General features: G+C 40.9%; 13 protein-coding genes and 1 pseudogene. 1 reads left to right on the top strand and 13 read right to left on the bottom strand.

All coding sequences use genetic code 11. From position 1 onward, the window contains the following. Positions 1-135: 135 nt before the first annotated feature. The 13 genes from HMPREF2780_RS04780 to HMPREF2780_RS04720 form a co-directional block, all read right to left on the bottom strand. Positions 136-786, bottom strand: coding sequence for a divisome accessory protein ZapJ (locus tag HMPREF2780_RS04780; RefSeq protein WP_105026266.1), 651 nt, complete (start codon positions 784-786; stop codon positions 136-138). 51 nt (positions 787-837) lie between these two features. After that, positions 838-3927: a pilus expression-regulating Snf2 family helicase gene (locus HMPREF2780_RS04775; protein ID WP_105026265.1), complete on the bottom strand. Its 3090-nt coding sequence runs from the start codon at positions 3925-3927 to the stop codon at positions 838-840. Between the two features lie 326 nt (positions 3928-4253). Continuing rightward, positions 4254-5564, bottom strand: a complete 1311-nt coding sequence (gene der, locus HMPREF2780_RS04770; protein ID WP_105026264.1) for a ribosome biogenesis GTPase Der — start codon at positions 5562-5564, stop codon at positions 4254-4256. 42 nt (positions 5565-5606) lie between these two features. Beyond that, positions 5607-6323, bottom strand: coding sequence for an NADPH-dependent oxidoreductase (locus HMPREF2780_RS04765; RefSeq protein ID WP_105026263.1), 717 nt, complete (start codon positions 6321-6323; stop codon positions 5607-5609). After that, complete coding sequence (gene dnaI / locus HMPREF2780_RS04760) at positions 6320-7219, bottom strand: primosomal protein DnaI (protein ID WP_105026262.1); 900 nt, start codon at positions 7217-7219, stop codon at positions 6320-6322. The genes HMPREF2780_RS04765 and dnaI overlap by 4 nt, the downstream gene beginning before the upstream one ends. Then, a complete protein-coding gene (locus HMPREF2780_RS04755) occupies positions 7220-8374 on the bottom strand; it encodes a replication initiation and membrane attachment family protein (protein WP_105026261.1) in 1155 nt (384 codons plus the stop codon). After that, on the bottom strand, positions 8375-8848 hold the full coding sequence (gene nrdR / locus HMPREF2780_RS04750) for a transcriptional regulator NrdR (RefSeq protein WP_008808512.1): 474 nt from the start codon (positions 8846-8848) through the stop codon (positions 8375-8377). Positions 8849-9203: 355 nt separating this feature from the next. After that, entirely contained in the window at positions 9204-10019 is an 816-nt protein-coding gene (locus HMPREF2780_RS04745; RefSeq protein ID WP_105026260.1) for an endonuclease/exonuclease/phosphatase family protein, read from the bottom strand. 17 nt (positions 10020-10036) lie between these two features. Continuing rightward, positions 10037-12229 (bottom strand): PTS transporter subunit IIBC, encoded by a 2193-nt coding sequence (locus HMPREF2780_RS04740; protein ID WP_105026259.1) that lies wholly within the window; start codon positions 12227-12229, stop codon positions 10037-10039. A gap of 359 nt (positions 12230-12588) precedes the next feature. After that, a complete protein-coding gene (locus HMPREF2780_RS04735) occupies positions 12589-13278 on the bottom strand; it encodes a response regulator transcription factor (RefSeq protein WP_012000010.1) in 690 nt (229 codons plus the stop codon). Between the two features lie 12 nt (positions 13279-13290). Then, the gene (gene gndA, locus HMPREF2780_RS04730) at positions 13291-14715 is read right to left on the bottom strand and encodes an NADP-dependent phosphogluconate dehydrogenase (protein WP_060970749.1); all 1425 of its coding nucleotides are present in this window, start codon (positions 14713-14715) and stop codon (positions 13291-13293) included. Positions 14716-14850: 135 nt separating this feature from the next. Further along, on the bottom strand, positions 14851-16332 hold the full coding sequence (locus HMPREF2780_RS04725) for a flotillin family protein (protein WP_012000008.1): 1482 nt from the start codon (positions 16330-16332) through the stop codon (positions 14851-14853). Between the two features lie 102 nt (positions 16333-16434). Next, positions 16435-16965 (bottom strand): YceD family protein, encoded by a 531-nt coding sequence (locus tag HMPREF2780_RS04720; protein ID WP_105026258.1) that lies wholly within the window; start codon positions 16963-16965, stop codon positions 16435-16437. Between the two features lie 97 nt (positions 16966-17062). On the opposite strand from HMPREF2780_RS04720, the pseudogene HMPREF2780_RS04715 reads away from it, so the two are divergent. After that, positions 17063-17931, top strand: a pseudogene (locus HMPREF2780_RS04715) (Rgg family transcriptional regulator). Positions 17932-17940: the final 9 nt, after the last annotated feature.

Genomic DNA, 17940 nt, shown 5'->3' with positions numbered 1-17940 from the left:
GTTGAGGGAGTCCTACCCCCAAACTTCGAATAATTCGAATGCCTCTTAAAGGCAAAACGAAGAAACTAGAAAGCATATGCTCTAGTTAAAAATTTAGCTAGTAATCTTCTAGATAGATATTAAGGTCTATTGCTACTAAGCTTGATCAAAGCGTGTCAAATTCAATTCAGCCGCAACTTTATTTTCTTTTTTATCGCGCAACTCTTTTTTATTGTAGACTTGGCTAGTCTTCAAAAAATCATAGTTGTTTTTCTTTTCAGTCTTTGGTGCTTCGACTTGGACAACTGGCTCTGCAGACAAATCAGCCACAATATAGTCTTCTTGCTTCAAGTGCTGACCGTACTTTGCAAATTCACCTGGGTTTTCTTTTTGGAAAAAGGCAGTTGGCTGAGCTTTTGTCGTTGTATACTTCCGCGCAGAAAAGCCAATTTTGCTACGATGTTTTTTTGAAACGGCATCACTGGTCAAGTAGGAAGCAGAGCGTTTCTTTTTCAAATCAGCTCTAGCCTCTTCTCTTGCCACCTCGGCATAACTTTTTTCTTGAACTTTAGGCGAGATGGATTGATTCACCTTGTCGGCAATTACTTGTTTTCGTTTTTCTGACTGTGAAGATGGAATAGGCTGAGCTACCGTTTTACTCGACGAAGAAGAATCAGCAAAAGTCTTCTCCTGATAGTCACCTTTGATATTACTAATAAAGTCAAATTCATCATAGAGATCCATATGAGGAACTTCTGAAAAAATTGCTTCGTTGTCAGAGATTAGAGGAAACTTGGTCTTTGTCATGCTTTTTTCCTTTCAACACTTCATTATAAACTATTCTGGTCAATTTGAAAACTATTCTATTGAAATTCCTAGGATTTCTCGGATATCTGCTAGCGTCAGACTTGAACGTGATTCCGTTCCATCCAAAATAGTAGAAATTAAATTTTTCTTACTTTCCTGCAACTCTTGAATTTTTTCTTCAATAGTTCCACGAGTAATCAGGCGGTAAACTTCCACATTTCTCTCCTGCCCCATTCGATGCGCCCGCCCAATCGCTTGGGCTTCAACAGCTGGATTCCACCAAAGGTCGACCAGAATAACGGTATCAGCACCTGTCAGATTGAGACCTACACCACCAGCTTTCAAGGAAATTAGAAATGCATCCTTTTGACCATCATTAAAAGCGGTTGTCATTTCTTGACGATCCTTAGCCGGAGTAGAACCGGTTATTTTATATGATTCCATTCCAAGACTTTGAAGTTCCTGCTCAATCAGATCTAACATACCTCTAAATTGAGAAAAAATCAATACCCGATGATTGCTGGAGTGAATTTGTTCTAAAAGCTCTCTCAAACTATCTAGTTTTCCGCTATCCCCCTGATAATCCTCTAAAAAGAGAGCTGGGGTGTCGCAGATTTGACGCAGGCGCATGAGACCAGATAGGATCTCTATCTTATCTCGGTTCAGTTCTTCATCCGTTGCAGAGCGCACGCGTTCCTGCATTTGCTGCAATTGTGCCAGGTAAATCGCCTTTTGGCTATCCTGTAAGTCGTTTCGATAAACGACTTCTGTCAGATCCGGCAATTCTTGAAGAACATCTTCTTTCTTACGGCGCATGATAAAAGGTTGAACATAACGCGCTACCAGATCTGCTGGCATTTTTAAAAATTCCTTTTTAGCAGGTAATAAACCAGGGAGGACAATTTGAAAAATAGACCACAATTCACCCATATGGTTCTCAATTGGCGTCCCAGATAAGGCGAAAGTGTTTTTCACCTCAAAGTTTCGTAAGTGCTGAGCAATCTTTGTTCGATCGTTTTTCATGACCTGCGCTTCGTCTAAAATCAGATAATCAAAAGTCAGACGGCCATATTCTTCTATATCCTGACGAAAAGATGCATAACTGGTAATCATCACCTGATGTTTTTCAGCTATTAGATTATCCCGAAGAGGCTTGGGCCCATAGACAACTGCTATATCCAAATGTGGAGCAAACTTACCAAATTCATCCTGCCAGTTGTAAACCAGGCTTGACGGTGCCAAGATCAAAGCATTTTTAGACTCTCTTAATACTGCCGTCAAAAAAGCAATAGTTTGCAAGGTTTTCCCAAGCCCCATGTCATCAGCTAGTATCCCTCCAAAGCCATAATGATTAAGCATGCTGAGCCATTTCACTCCCAGCTCTTGATAATCTCTCAATTCGACTTCAACCTGTAAGGATGGTAGTTGAAATTCTTCTGGGTGTCTCAGATCATAAGCTAACTGTCGAAATCCTTCTGAGAAAGAAACGTTTTCTTGATCTTCTAGGATATCTGTCAGTTGAAGGGCAGCCAAACGACTAGTCCTTATCTGACCACCCTTTAACTTTTTGGCCCTTAACTTTTGCAGGGTTTGACTAACTCTCTTAGTCTCTTCATCAAAAACCAATACCTTGCCCGATTGACTGACAAAATAATCACGAGATTCAAATAGGGCAGATAAGGCATCGTCCACTTCTGCTGGGTCAATATTGGCAAAATCAAAACCAATTTCCAACAGGCTTCCTTTTGTTTCAATAGCGATCTTCGGTTTTTCTACCTGATAAAGAGCTAATAAACTAGGGCTAATCTCTACTCTTCCTAAGGAGCGGAACTTTTCCATGGTATGAGTAAAGAAAGTGTAGACATCCTGAGGTAATAAAGCAGGTCTACGACTTTCAAAAGCTGCTTCAAATCCTGCTTGTAGTAAATTTTGAAACACCTTTTGTTCTAGTCTGAAGTCACTGGCAAAAGGAAGGTTATCTAGTTCTTCTTGACTAGCTACAGTTAGAGATTCGTAGACAAAGACAAGCTTAGCTTCAATCTCACCTGAAGCCAGCAGATCAAAAGAGAAATGAGGCTGAAACTCATGAATCATGAGTTCTTTAGGTGCTGATAAACTACCCATTTTCTTGAATTCTAACAGACTAGTAGCCAGCTTACCTTGATCAGAACTATCAAATTGCAAACGTTTTTTCCTATCTGAATCTATAGGCAAATCTCTCAGGGCAGCCAGTATACGTTGCTGCTGATGGTTGAGTTGAAAGAAAGTATCTCCATAAAATAAGAATTCACCATTGTATAAAAGTTTATAGTACTGCTCAGAAATCACAAGTTCTAAGTAATCAGCAGACTCCTCTAGTTCAAAGGAGAAAATGCCTGCATCTTCATGTAGATCTTGGAAAAAGACCTGCTGGAAATCAAAGACACTATACGCCAAATGGAAACTGTTTAACTCCATCAATCGTGTCACTCCCTCTTCGAGCAAAGAAGCAGGAAAGGCTATATGTCGGCCAGCATTTTGAAAAATCAAAGAATCATCCTTAGTCGTCAAGAATCCCCGTAAGAACATTAATAGGTCTTGACTAGGTCTGTCAAATTCCTCAAAACGAAGGGGTTCAAAGTAGCTTTTACCAATCTGGTAAGGAGCTTCTTTTTGGATAGTTTGTAAAAAAGCGCGAATATCCCTTACCACATAAGATTTCTCATCTGGTAAACGACTGAGACGCAAAGTCCACAAAAATTCTCCTGTATAAGCATCTTCTTGTCCAACTGCTGATAATTGGTACTTAGGATTTTCTTGATCCAGCGGTAAAATTTTATCTAAAAAGAGACTCCCAAATGAAACCTTTCCTTGTGTCTCTTGCTGACTCGTTTCCTCCAACTCCAACTTAGCCAATACTTCCTTGCCTTCTGCGTCATTTTTTAGGAAATACTCTAGTCCAGCTAAATGGGCGCAATACTGTTTTTTCTGGAAAAATTCACAAGAACAGAACACAGCATCATCAGCCAAACTGTATCTCAAATTATAGTCTGAAACTCGACTATAGATAATACGATTTTTGACTTCACTAATACTGATTTGACCTTTTTCATAAAAGCTTATTCCCTCGGTTCGAATTTTCCCTGGAATTAATTTCGCCATACTTACCACCTTATGTTTATCTCTCCATTATACCATAGTTTTCAGGCAAAGAAAAAAGTAAGCCTTTTTGCTTACTTCTTTTGTTCTAAACAGTTTAATAATCAAACTGGATTCTTGATTCTCATTTTTGCTTATTTGGTAGTCTAAACCTTGATAAATAGCGACAAGATCCAGTGACTCCATTCAAAATATTATTTCTCGACAACCTTCATAGCTTAGCCAATAAAATAATTTCTTTGGAACTCAGACACCCCCAAAAATGTAAGAGACAAAATTAATGTTCTACAAAGAAAGCTATGAACCATTAAACTAGAGGAAATCTGTCTCTACTTCCGCTTCCTTGCAATCAAGTGAATCGGGGTTCCTTCAAAGACAAAGGCCTTGCGGATTTGATTTTCCAAGAAACGCAGATAAGAGAAGTGCATAAGCTCTTCTTCATTGACAAAGATGACAAAGGTTGGCGGTTTGGTAGCTACCTGAGTCGCATAGAAAATCTTGAGACGTTTGCCCTTGTCAGTTGGCGTCGGATTAATCGCGATAGCATCCATGATGACATCGTTGAGCACCGCTGACGGAATACGGGTATTCTGACTCTGACTGATTTGCTTAATCATATCCGGCAGCTTATGGAGACGCTGCTTGGTCAGGGCAGAAACAAAGATAATTGGCGCATAAGATAGGTACTGGAACTGGTCACGAATATTCTCTTCCCAGTCTTTCATGGTATGATTGTCTTTTTCCAGTGTGTCCCACTTATTGACAACGATGATTATTCCTTTTCCTGCTTCATGGGCGAAGCCAGCGATTCTCTTGTCGTACTCACGAATTCCTTCTTCAGCATTGAGTACCATCAGAACAACATCCGACCGGTCAATCGCCCGCATAGCCCGCATGACAGAGTATTTCTCTGTGTTTTCATAGACCTTCCCTGACTTGCGCATACCAGCCGTATCGATCATGGTAAACTCCTGACCTTCACTGTCAGTAAAGACTGTATCAATAGCGTCACGCGTAGTACCGGCAACAGGACTGGCAATAACACGCTCCTCGCCCAAGATGGCATTGATCAAGCTAGACTTTCCGACATTAGGACGACCAATCAGACTAAACTTAATCATATCAGGATTTTCTGCCACTTCTTCATTTGGCAGATTTTCAACGATAGCATCGAGAACATCCCCTGTACCAATCCCGTGGACTGAAGAAACCGGGAATGGATCGCCCAAGCCCAGCGCATAGAAATCAAAAATCTCATTACGCATTTCGGGGTTGTCCACCTTGTTGACTGCTAAAACAATCGGCTTATGGGTCTTGTAAAGCATGCGAGCCACATACTCGTCTGCATCTGTAATACCTTCCTTGCCAGATACGACAAAAACGATGACATCTGCTTCGTCCATGGCGATCTCAGCCTGGTGTTTGATTTGTTCCATAAAAGGCGCGTCAACATCGTCTATTCCGCCCGTATCAATAATACTAAACTTACGATTAAGCCAGTCTGCTGTCGCATAGATTCGGTCGCGGGTCACCCCTTCGACATCTTCCACAATGGAAATCCGCTCACCGGCAATCCGATTGAAAAGCGTTGACTTGCCGACATTGGGACGGCCGACAATGGCAATAGTTGGTAAGGCCATGTTTTTCCTCTTTCATTCTTTAGGACAGAGCCAAACTCCGTCCTATTTTTCTAATTTCTTTTCTTTGAATAGTTGATCAATAGCCTGATTAGGCTCCTGACCAAATTGAGCAGCTAGGCGCTGACTCCAAGTTTCCTTAGCTCGCTCGCCGGCATATTCAGTCTGAACGCGGTCATAGGCTTGAATAATGGAATCATCCTGTTCACGATATTCTTCCTCAAAGGCCACTGCTTCATAAGGCAAACGTGGCTTAACTGCATGGTTCTGGTTGGGAGTCCCCAGAGCAATCCCAAAAACCGGGTAAGTGTAGTCTGGTAACTTAAAAAGCTCCGCTATTTGACTGGCAGCATAACGAACCAGTCCAATGATTACTCCGCCATAACCCAAACTTTCAGCTGCTAAGAGAGTATTTTGCCCCGCCAAAGCGGCATCTACTGAGCTAATCAGGAGATTCTCTGTCCCTTCAGGGTAAAATTCCTCCGTATGCAAGCAAACACCCTTTTGAGCTCGATTGAGGTCGCCAACAAAAAGCAGGAAGGCCGAAGACTGCCGAATGGCTTCTTGGGGCACCAAGTCAAAGAGGGCTTCTTTTTTCTCTTTGCTTCGCACCACAATGATAGAGTAGGACTGGAAATTCTTCCAACTGGAAGCAGCCCGTCCAGCATCAATGATGGCACGTAATTCCTTATCCGAAATCTGCTCCTCCGTAAAGCGGCGAACAGACGTGTGAGACTTCATCAAGTTAATCGTTTCATTCATCGGCGGTTCTCTCCTTCTAGGCGTACCTCCTGAGCCAGAAACTTAATTCGCTCCATAACTCGCTTGGCCTGCCAAGTCTCATCGCCATTCTTAGAGCTGGCAAAGTGACGCTCCAAATCCGCAAAACTAAAGTTAGAAGTAAAGAAAGTTGGCAGATTTTCCTGCATGCGGTGCTGGAGAATGACCTGCAAAATCTCATCCCTCATCCAAGGACTGGATTGCTCTGCACCAATATCATCCAAAATCAGCACTTGAGCTGTCTTGACCTGGTCAATCTTCTCCTTGACCAAGCCGGAACTGATCGCATTCTTAACATCCAAAACAAAGCTCGGATAGTGAAGCAGAGTTGTTGATACACTGCGTTTTTCTGACAAATCATGCGCCAGAGCAGCCATCATGTAGCTCTTGCCGACCCCAAAATCTCCGTAAAGATAAACAGCCTTCTGATAATGAGGAAACTCAGCAACAAAGTTGGTCAACAGTTCAAAAGCTTTATAGCGACCAACATCATCGAGATCTACCTGTGCCAGACTAGCTTCCTTGAGGCTACTAGGCAGATTGATCAGGTTTAGTCTACTCTTAATTGCTTCGTTCTTTTGCTGCTCGACCAGCTCAGCTGTCTCTTCATAGGAAACATCCGCATAGCCTGCATTTTTAATCAAAATCGGCTTATAGCCTTTAGCAATATAGGCTTCATCCCCCAGTAGAAATCGATTTCGTTCACTGATGTACTGATTGAACTTCGAGATGCTACGGGAAATTTCAGATTGACTAAGTTTCTCCTGTTGGATAAAATCCGCTACGTCAGGATCTTCTACGATTTGACGGACTAACTCCTCATAGTTGAATTGGCGGGCAGGATTTTTATGTGAAAGGGTCTCTCCAATCTTTTCCATTTAGTCACCTCCTTGTTCTAATTTAGCAAGCAAGCGGCGTTTTTGCTCCTCAAGCTCGGCCTGCTTCTCTGCACTCGTTTCATTTTTATAATCCGGCTGGCTCCAGTCAGGAACATTGCTTTTAGCAACTGGCTGGCTAGATTTAGCTGGTCTGCTCTGGATTTGCTGATTGCGCTCGCGAATTTTCATCACAGCTTCTTCAGCACTAGTCACCTTTTGATAGGCAAAATCATTGGCGACTTTTAGAGCGTACTTCTCATTTAGATTGGCTGAATCAACCTTATTTAAAGTCAGAAGTAAGACAATATTGATGACCTCATCTAAAAGACCTAACTTAGCCAAGTCCAATAAAAGCTGTCTTTCTGATTGGGTAATTGTTGCCTGACGCTTTTTTTTAAGCTCTGCTAAGAAAAGCATTGGCACCTTACTTTTGGCAGCGCGGATTATGATTTGTTCATCCTGAGTAAATTTCTCATCGACACGTTTTTGAGCCAATTTTTGCTTCATACGCTTGACAGAAATAACATGTGAAATCGCGGTTTCTCTAGCCAAGACATAGGTTTCATACCAGGTCCAATTTTGTTGCTCAGCAATAGCAAACAAATCTAGTAAATCTTCTTTTTCATCAGCAAAACGTAAATTTTCCTGAGCCATTCTTCGCTTAAAGTTAGTCAGATCAAAGTCTGCTTGCTTCTTCTTAATCACTCCGACTTCATCTTCCACATCAAAGACTGTCGATAATTTCCTGGCCAAAGGTTGTCCCTGAGGATGACTTCCCATTAAAGCTTCAACTGCCGTTTCCCCTATTTTCTTTTCTAAAAGTCGTTTGTAAACGTTATGCTGGAAAAATTCATCCGCCGAAAGCAAACTAAAAAGTTTGATCTGATAAGTTGACTCTCCTTGATAGAGTTCTAGCAAGTTCATGGCACTTAAGCGTTCAAAGCTCGTCTTTAAGACTTCCATTCCCATATTCAGATGATTCAAAATATGACCAAATGTATAAGCCTGATGACCGTTGTCCCAAAAAGCCAGACAGTACAGATAGAGACTGACTGCTTCTCGACCAATAATCGGCAGATAAAGACGGATCAGATTGTTTGTATCTTGACTAACCAGATTGTTTTTCAAATAAGAAAACTGATCGTTTGGCCTCATCTATTCTTCTCTCTTCTTTTTTACACCCTTAGTAATTTGCTGGAGCAGACTTTCTAATTCACCAACATCTTTAAAACTACGATAAACACTGGCGAAACGAACATAGGTAATCTCATCCAATTCAGCTAGTTCATCCATAACAAGATTCCCGATAAAGTCACTGCTAATTTCATTCTCACTGCTACTTCGTACTTTCTGTTCAATACGATTGACCAAAGCTTCTATCTCATCACTAGATACTGGCCGTTTTTGAGCAGAGCGAATAATACCATTAAAAATCTTATCCCGAGAAAATTGCTCACGTGTCCCGTCCTTTTTGACAACAACTAGGGTTCTCTCTTCTACCCGTTCATAAGTTGTAAATCGATGCTGGCAATCTTCGCATTCACGACGGCGACGAATAGTATTTCCATCCTCAGCTTGACGACTATCGATAACACTGGATTTGCTCCCGCCACATTTTGGACAACGCATACGATTTCCTCCTCAAATCTTAATACTCTATTTTACCATAATTTTGCCCATAACAAAAGTAAGGCAAATCTAAATTAGTACGCAGAAGAGTTAAAAGTATTTCCCCTACATTTCATACTAAAAAAAGAGACCGACATACCTTCAATAGATTTGATTGGAATGTTAAACCCACCTAGCATATTAAAAAATGGAGGATGGGATAGAGATGAGTAACAGCAATTTAAAAACATTTGACAATTTCTCCCAAAAAGATATTCTCTTAAATAAAAAAGTTCCAAGTTGAACTGAAACTCGAAAGTTAGGCTTTTAAGCTAACCTCGCTAGTACAGTTCATTTAACTTGGAACTATTTTTTTCTAAAATTTTGCTTCTACTTCTAAACCGAAATGGTCGCTGACAACAGGGGTTTCCTTTCCGTCAAAGACCACAGCAGAGCTTTCAATTTGGATGCCTTGGCTGGTAAAGATATAATCAATCTTCAGAGCGTCTTGGTTGCCATCCCAGCCAGCAATGGCGCCTTCAACTGTTGCTCTACCACTAATCTTTTGAGCAACCTTATGACTATCCTGCAATTTGAGCGGGCTTTTTAAGATATGCTGATAGCCTTCGTAATCAACAGGATTATTAAAGTCACCCATGAGGATCAGAGGGGTTTTGACCTTGAGAAGCTCTTCTTCAAGCTTTGACCATTCCCCTTGGAAGCCCTTGTCCCACCAAGATAGATGGCAAGAGGCGATAGTCATCAATTGACCCTCTACCTCAGTCTCCGCTAACAAGACCTTGCGGGTGTGGTAATCCCTAGGATCATTCACCTCTGAGACCAAAACTTCTTTAGGAGTCAAAGGATTCTTGGATAGAATCGTCACACCTTCATTATAAATGTCAAACCCAATATGGTTATAAGCCCAGGACCAATGATAGTCCAGTCCTGCTTTTGCCAATTTTTCTACTAGGCAAAGGGCAAAGTGATCTTGATGAATCACAATCGTTCCTTCCACCGCCTTATAGAAAGGAGCCTGAACAACCTGTTCAGACTCCATTAATTGATTGACTTCCTGCAGGCAAATGACATCATATTTTTCTTGAAGAATGCGTTCTGCAAGCTGATTTAGCTTAGTTTCTTGCTCTTCTTCCATCCAACTATGAGTATTTAATGTCAGGAATTTCGCCATGATTTCTCTTTTCTATTTTACAATTCAACCTTGGCAACAACTGTCTTAGCAGATGCTTGACCAAGTTTTTCTACAGTCACAGACTTAATAGCCGCCGCGTTTGTGAAGACAACAACTGTTGAAGTTTCACGACCAGCTGCCTTGATAGCTTCCAAATCAGCTGTCACAAGTAGATCACCTGCAGCAACCTTTTGGCCTTCTGAAACATGAACTTCAAATGGTTGACCTTCTAAGCTGACAGTGTCTAAACCGATGTGAACCAACACTTCTAAACCATTTTCTGTCAAAAGACCTAAAGCATGTTTCGTAGGGAATACACTTGTTACAGTACCAGAAACAGGTGAGTAAATCTTACCATTTTCTGGCTCAACAGCAAATCCATCACCCATCATCTTTTGTGAGAATACTGGATCTTTAACATCATCAATTGCAATGACTTGACCATCTGCAACAGTTTCTACTTCTTCTGTTACACCTTTGTAGGCAACTTCAGTAGCTGCTGATTCTGCTTTTTGGCTAGGAAGAGTTTCAGGAATCACTTCACCAGAATCCAGCAAGTCTTGGATATCAGATTTAAGAACGTCAGCTTTTGGTCCATAGATAGCCTGAACACCTTGACCTTTCATAACCAAGCCCATAGCGCCTTCAGCTTTCCATTGCTCTTCAGTTCCAACTTTTTCAGCATCCTTGACAGTCACACGAAGACGAGTCATACATGCATCTACGTCAACGATATTAGCACGACCACCTAGCAAATTGATAACATTGACTGCTTGAGATGCTTCTGCAACCTTGCCACTGCCAGCTTCTGCTGAAGAAGCTTCATCTGATCCATCTGCAGTTTCATAGTTACCGTTACGTCCTGGAGTTGCGTAGTTGAATTTCTTAATCATGAAGTTTGCAATGAAGTACATGATAACTCCAAAGAGGATTGTTACCCAAATAAAGTTAATGATATCCATTCCCAAACCAGCATTGATTGCCAATGGTGTACGAGTTAAGAATTCGATAGAACCGAATGAGTGTACACGAAGGTTAACGATGTCTGCCATTGCAAAAGCAGCACCTTGAACAAGTGAGTAGATCAAGTAAAGCGGAGTCGCAACAAACATGAACATGTACTCGATTGGCTCAGTAACCCCAGTCAAGAAGGTTGCCAATGCAGTCGCAATCATCATACCTTTATATTTGTGCTTCTTGTCAGCATCCACATTGTGGTAGATAGCTGCAGCTACCCCAATCAAAATACCAAATGAACCAATCATTTGTCCAACTTTAAAGCGGGCTGGATGGTATGCTTCAAGTAATTGATTGTAGCTTGCCATATTTGAACCTTTAAGGTTAACAAGGTCAGTTACCCAAGCAAGCCAAAGTGGGTCTTGTCCGAATACTTGTGTACCTTTTGCTGCACCAGTTAACACCTCATATGTTCCACCAAGAGCAGTATAGTTCATTGGGATTGTCAACATATGGTGCAATCCAAATGGAAGCAAGAGACGTTCCAAAGTACCATACAAGAATGGCGCAAAAACCGGCGCGGTATCTTGTGAGTTGGCGATCCAAATACCAAAGTTATTGATTCCAGTTTGGATAACTGGCCATACAAATGAAAGTACAATCGCAACAATCGCAGAACGAAGAATTACAACAAACGGAACAAAACGTTTCCCGTTAAAGAATGAAAGTGCATCTGGCAATTTACGGAAGTTATAGTATTTGTTGTAAGCAGTTGCTCCAACAAAACCAGCGATAATTCCGACAAATACACCCATGTTTAGGGCAGGCGATTCTAAAACGCTGATAAAATAATCAGAAACTTTAATTGTTCCACCTAAAAGAGTGTGAACAGTTGCATCTGGTTTTTTTAGCAGGTCACTAGTAACACCAAACATCACACCAGTGATACGGTTAATCAGGATAAAAGATAAACCTGCAGCAAAGGCACCACCGGCACGCTCTTTAGCCCAGCTTCCCCCAATTGCAAGAGCAAATAGAACGTGGAGGTTCCCAATAACACCCCAACCAATTTGCTCTAAAACGCCACCTGTCGTTACCAACACACCAAAATTAGGATTAATCATTGGAAGCGACTTACCAATACTAATCATTAGACCAGCTGCGGGCATAACCGCAACGACCACCATTAAAGCTTTACCGAATTTCTGCCAAAATTCAAAGCTAAAAATGTTCTTGAATGAATTTTTCATCATCCAGACCTCCTTCTTTTTTACAAACTTCTATATGAAATCGTTTGCATTGCACACTACTATTTTATCACTTTTTTTAATTTTGTAAAGGGTTTTCATAAAAAAATTTTAAATTTTATTATTTCCTCTTTTATTATCACTTTTTTTACCCTAATTTTCATCTACTCGCAAAAAAAGCTGATTTACCAGGCTGCGCGAGGTCTATAGTCAACATAATAATATAGATTGTGACTTCTTTTTTGTCTTTCAACAAGTAAACCCAGTCTATAAATTTTAAGCAAACGATTGCGTGAATTAGTCTAATTTCTACTAAAAATCATATTAAAAAACTCCAATTCTCAAAGAATTAGAGTTTTTATAGATTAACCCTGCATGGAATAACCAATTCCACGAACGGTTTTAATATAACTTTCTTGTCCTGGAAGATCGATTTTACTACGGAGGTAACGAATATATACATCCACTATATTAGTCTCAGATGCACTTTCATACTTCCACACTCGGTCTAACAGTTGCTCACGGCTCATCACCTTATTACTGCTCATTAGAGTCACTAGTAAATCGTACTCTCGTCTCGTCAAAGCAATAATTTCTTCTCCTCGATAAACCGTATGATTTTTCAAATCAACCCGCAAATTACGATAAGCAGTAGGAACTTTTAACTGGCTACATTTCTGATCAATAAAATCTCGACCACGAAAAATAGCAGATATTTTATCAACCAGATCACTAATAATAAAGGGTTTTACCATATAAGAAACTGCAAACTGCTGAATCTCTTCAGCCGAATCCGCAATCTCCTCTCGGCTCACCATTACAATGATTACTGCAGCTGGTTTTAATAAACTTAATTGTTGAGCAAAGGCAAAGGCTGTTCCATCAGCAAACTGATTATTTAGTAAAAGTAAATCATAATCGTTTTCCTTTGCTAGAGCTAGTCCCTCTTGTCCTGTTTCCGCTAGGTCTACTTGATAACTTTCCTTTTGTAATTCCAGCATGATAAATCGTGCTAGATTCTTTTCATTTTCAACTAATAAAATCCGCTTCGCCATTGACCTGTCGTCCTATTTTTCGTCGTACCAAGAATAGTGGAAGGTACCTTCTTTATCTTTACGTTGGTAAGTGTGAGCACCAAAGTAGTCACGTTGTGCTTGGATCAAGTTAGCAGGTAGATCTGCCGAACGGTAGCTATCAAAGTAAGTAATGGCTGCTGAGAAAGTTGGCACTGGAACACCTGCTTGAACGGCAAGAGCTACGATATCACGCACAGATTGCTGATATTTAGCTGTTACATCAAGGAAGTATTCATCCAAAAGCAAGTTAGCTAAGTCAGCATCACGGTTATAAGCATCTGTAATCTTTTGCAAGAAACGTGAACGGATGATACAGCCATCGCGCCAGATAGAAGCGATATCCGCAAACGGTAGGTTCCAATTGTTTTCACGAGAAGCCACACGCAATTGAGCAAAACCTTGTGCATATGAGATGATTTTTGAGAAATAAAGAGCTTGACGGATCTTTTCTATCAACTCAGCTTTATCTCCTTCAAATTTGAAAGTAGCTGGTTTTGGTAAGACTTTGCTAGCATGTACACGTTCTTCTTTGTAAGCTGAAATATAGCGGGCAAACACGGACTCAGTAATGAGTGACAATGGCACACCGAGGTCAAGTGCTGATTGGCTGGTCCATTTACCAGTTCCTTTGTTTCCTGCAGCATCAAGAATGTAGTCTACGATTGGACCATCTTGACCTTCATCGTCTTTGCGACTCAAGATATCAGCTGTGATTTCGATCAAGTAGCTGTCCAATTCACCCTTGTTCCACTCAGTAAAAATTTCAGCCATGTCTTCTGCAGAAAGACCGAGCAAGTGTTGCATGAGGTCGTAACTTTCTGCAATCAATTGCATATCACCATACTCGATACCGTTGTGGACCATTTTCACATAGTGACCAGCTCCGTCAGGACCGATGTAAGTCACACATGGTTTACCATCTTCTGGTGCTTTAGCAGAGATTTCTTCGAGAACATCTGCTACCAATTCATAAGCTTCTTTTTGTCCACCAGGCATGATAGAAGGACCTTCGAGGGCACCTTTTTCTCCACCAGAGACACCAGTACCGATAAAGTTGATGCCTGAGTTTGCTAACTCTTCGTTACGACGGATAGTATCTTTATAGAAAGTGTTCCCTCCGTCAATTAAGATATCGCCTTTATCCAAGTGTGGAAGAAGGGCTTGGATGGTTGCATCTGTACCAGGTCCAGCTTGAACCATCAGCATGATACGACGAGGTTTTTCGATTGAATTTACAAAGCTTTCAACGTCATAGCTTGGCACAAAGTTCTTTTCTGGATGGCAAGCAATTACATCTTCTGTTTTGTTTGCTGAACGATTGTAGATGGCTACTGTATAGCCACGAGATTCAATATTGAGAGCAAGGTTACGACCCATAACGGCCATACCAACAACACCAAAATTTGCTTTAGTCATTTTTTTCTCCTATAGTTAGTTTGTTTTATTTTATCATGTTTAAGCTATAAAATAAAGAATTTATCTTGAAATGTTCGAAGAAGAAAATCCCCTGGGTAAAAATAGGATGAAGGCGAGCCTCATCCTAATCATTTTTTATTTCTTGTCATCAGTCGTAATTTCTTTAGCTTCAATCACTGGCTGTTCATCTTGTTTAAGCTTATTGACAGTCATATTAACACCAAGAGCGCCTGCTAGGAGTTGACGGATGTCGAAGCCTGCACCTTGCGATACTTGGTCAATACTCTGCATGATATCACCAACCATCTTAGAAGCATTGCCTTCACCATACATGGTGATTTTGTCCACTTTAGTAAGCGGCTCTGCTACAGCACGGGCAATTTCTGGCAGTTTGTCTACAATCATCTCAGTAATGGCTGCTTCTTGCATCTTCTTCATGGCTTCAGCTTTTTTATCCAAACCTTGAGCTTCTGCTTCTAGCTTAAGACGAATAGCTTCCGCTTCAGCACGTCCTTTAGCTTCAATAGCTTCGGCTTCTTGCAGTTGCGCAAATTTTTCTGCCTCGGCTTGAGCCTTGCGGGCTTCTGCTTCTTTTTGTGTTTCAAAGAGTTCTGCCTCGGCTTGACGTTGACGCTCAATCAATTGTGCTTCTGCCGCTTGTTGGCGAGAGTATTTTTCAGCCTCAGCCTGTTTGCGGATGTTAGCATCCAGTTCTTGCTCACGAACCTTAACTTCACGTTCCTTGACTTCAGCTTCTTTCTCTTGCTTCATGATGTTAGCTTCAGCAGCCACGCGCTCTTGCTCACGACGTTGAATTTCTGCCTCAATCCCTTTAGCTGCATCAGCCTTAGCTTGCGCAATGTCTGCTTCCTGCTTGAGGGCTGCTTGCTTCAGTTTCAACTCATTTTGCTTTTGAGCGATTTCTAAGTCAGCAGCTACGCGCTTATCGTTAGCCAATTTGTCTTGCTCAGCTTCTACTTCCTTGCGCTCACGTTCCGCTTTGGCTTTTGCAATTAGGGCATCTTTTTTGATGGTTTCGACATTTTCGATACCGAGATTATCAATCACACCACCTTCGTCAGAGAAAGACTGAACGGTAAAGGCAATGACTTCTAATCCCATCTTAGCCAGATCCGGAGCTACGTTGTCCTGAACTTTTGAGGCAAATTCCTGACGGTCATTGACCATCTTGCGTAATTCCATCTGACCGATTACTTCACGAAGATTTCCTTCCAAGACATCTTGAACAGAGTTAGAAATATCAGTTGTATTCCAATTAAGGAAGTTTTCTGCCGCGCGAGCAATCATTTCGTCAGTCGTTCCGATTTTCAGCTTAACTGCTGCATCAGCACGAACATTAATGAAGTCTAGAGTTGGCACCGCCTCAGACGTACGAACATCTGTTGAGAACTGCTCAATATCCAGATAAGAGCGTTGTTCAACAAAAGGAATCATAAATCCAGCCTTACCTCGCAAATGGCGTTGTTTGCGAAGACCTGTGATGACGACTACTTCGTTAGGGCGAGCATTGACATATCCCTTAGCCAAAAGAACAAGTACAATAACTAAAATAATTGCACCGAGGATCAGCCAAGTTGGAAAGAAAAATGTATCCATAATAACTCCTTTTTCGACAAGAAAGCTTGTCCAATTTATTTTATTATCTTAGTATACCAAATTATCTTTTAATTCCAATTTTTTTCTAGAAAATTTTATTCCTCATTCATCAAAAAGACCTTGTAAACCTGCAAATGGACTATTCTCTTCTTTTTTTTCCGCTTGGTATTTCTGATAATCTTCCTCCGTCATAACCTGCCAATCTCTTCCTGTTGGCAAGTCTGAGCCAGCCTCTTCAGCAACTGTCAAAACTTTTAGGGGAATATTCAAAAGGATATTGTCAGCTACACTTTCTGCAACATTTATCTCGCCATTTTCAATGGGAAGCACCAGATCCTGGTCAATCATTTCCTGAGAAGCAACTTGTCCATCTTCCATGAAAATTTCATTAACCAGATAAGACTCTTTCCTCTCTACGGGCTCCATACTGCGACTAGAAGCCAATGTAATGGTATAAGAAAGTTCATAATCTAAGAAATAGAGTCCATCCTCATACTGGGCTCTACCACTAGCAACAATATCCTGAACGTCTAAAATCTCAGCATTGCGTTCTTTTAATTCTTCAGCCAAGTCTAGCTTCTTTTCAAAAGCCAAACCATCTGGATTTTTGCGAATTTCTTGTATATTTAACATAAGTTCCTCTTTGTTTTTTTCTTTTATTATATCATGTTTAAGCGCTCCGATGTTATTGAAAATTATTTTGTTATAATAAATGGCAAGGAGGAAGACAATGAAACAACTAGGACAAGTTTTTAGGTTTTTTCGAGAGGCAAGGCACATCTCTTTATCTGAAGCCACTGGCGGAGAATTCTCCAAGTCCATGCTTTCCCGCTTTGAAAATGGTCAGAGCGAGCTATCAGCTCAGAAACTTTTCAGCGCTCTCAGCGCTATCCACACAGAAACAGAAGAATTCACAGTTGCAGCTGGCATCCAGGATCATCATTCTCACAAGGAACTCCTAAGTCACATTCAAGATCTACTCCAAGCTAATCAGCATGACTTATTAGAAGAACTCTATCTAGAGAAGAAAAAAATTAGTCAAAATTCTAAAGAGGCAAATGATTGGGTTGAGCGCCTGATTGTAAAGGCCTACCTCTGTGCCCTCAAGGAATCTGAAAAGCTAGTCCAGACGAGCTAGATTTCCTCCATGATTATCTCTTTTCAGTTGATATTTGGGGTCGCTATGAACTGAAGCTTTTTTCTATCTGCACTCCGGTTTTATCTCTAGACTTGTTTTCCCAATACACCAAAGAAATCCTCTCAAGAAATGATTTTACAGCCTTATTTGCCAACAATCGCAACACCTTGCATACCACTTTTTTAAATGGCTATCTTCTAGCCATCAGTCAGGAAAATATCACCCATGCAGACTTTTTTCAACAAGTAATCGAGCGACACTTTTATGAAGAAAATGAGACTTACTTTCGAATTGTCTACCTCTTTGCTCAGGGAGAGTTAGCTTGTTTGAAAGGACAAAAGAAAGAAGGGCTCGCCCAGATGGAAAAGGCAGTTGATATCTTCCATATCTTAGACTGCCAGCATAGCGCCGACTACTACCAAGAAGCTCTTGAAGCTGCTTTTCAAAAATATAGTAAATAAAACGAACCT

This window comes from Streptococcus sp. HMSC062B01 (assembly GCF_001811085.1).
Classification (GTDB): Bacteria; Bacillota; Bacilli; order Lactobacillales; family Streptococcaceae; genus Streptococcus; species Streptococcus gordonii.
This window is presented reverse-complemented; position numbering and strand designations above follow the sequence as displayed.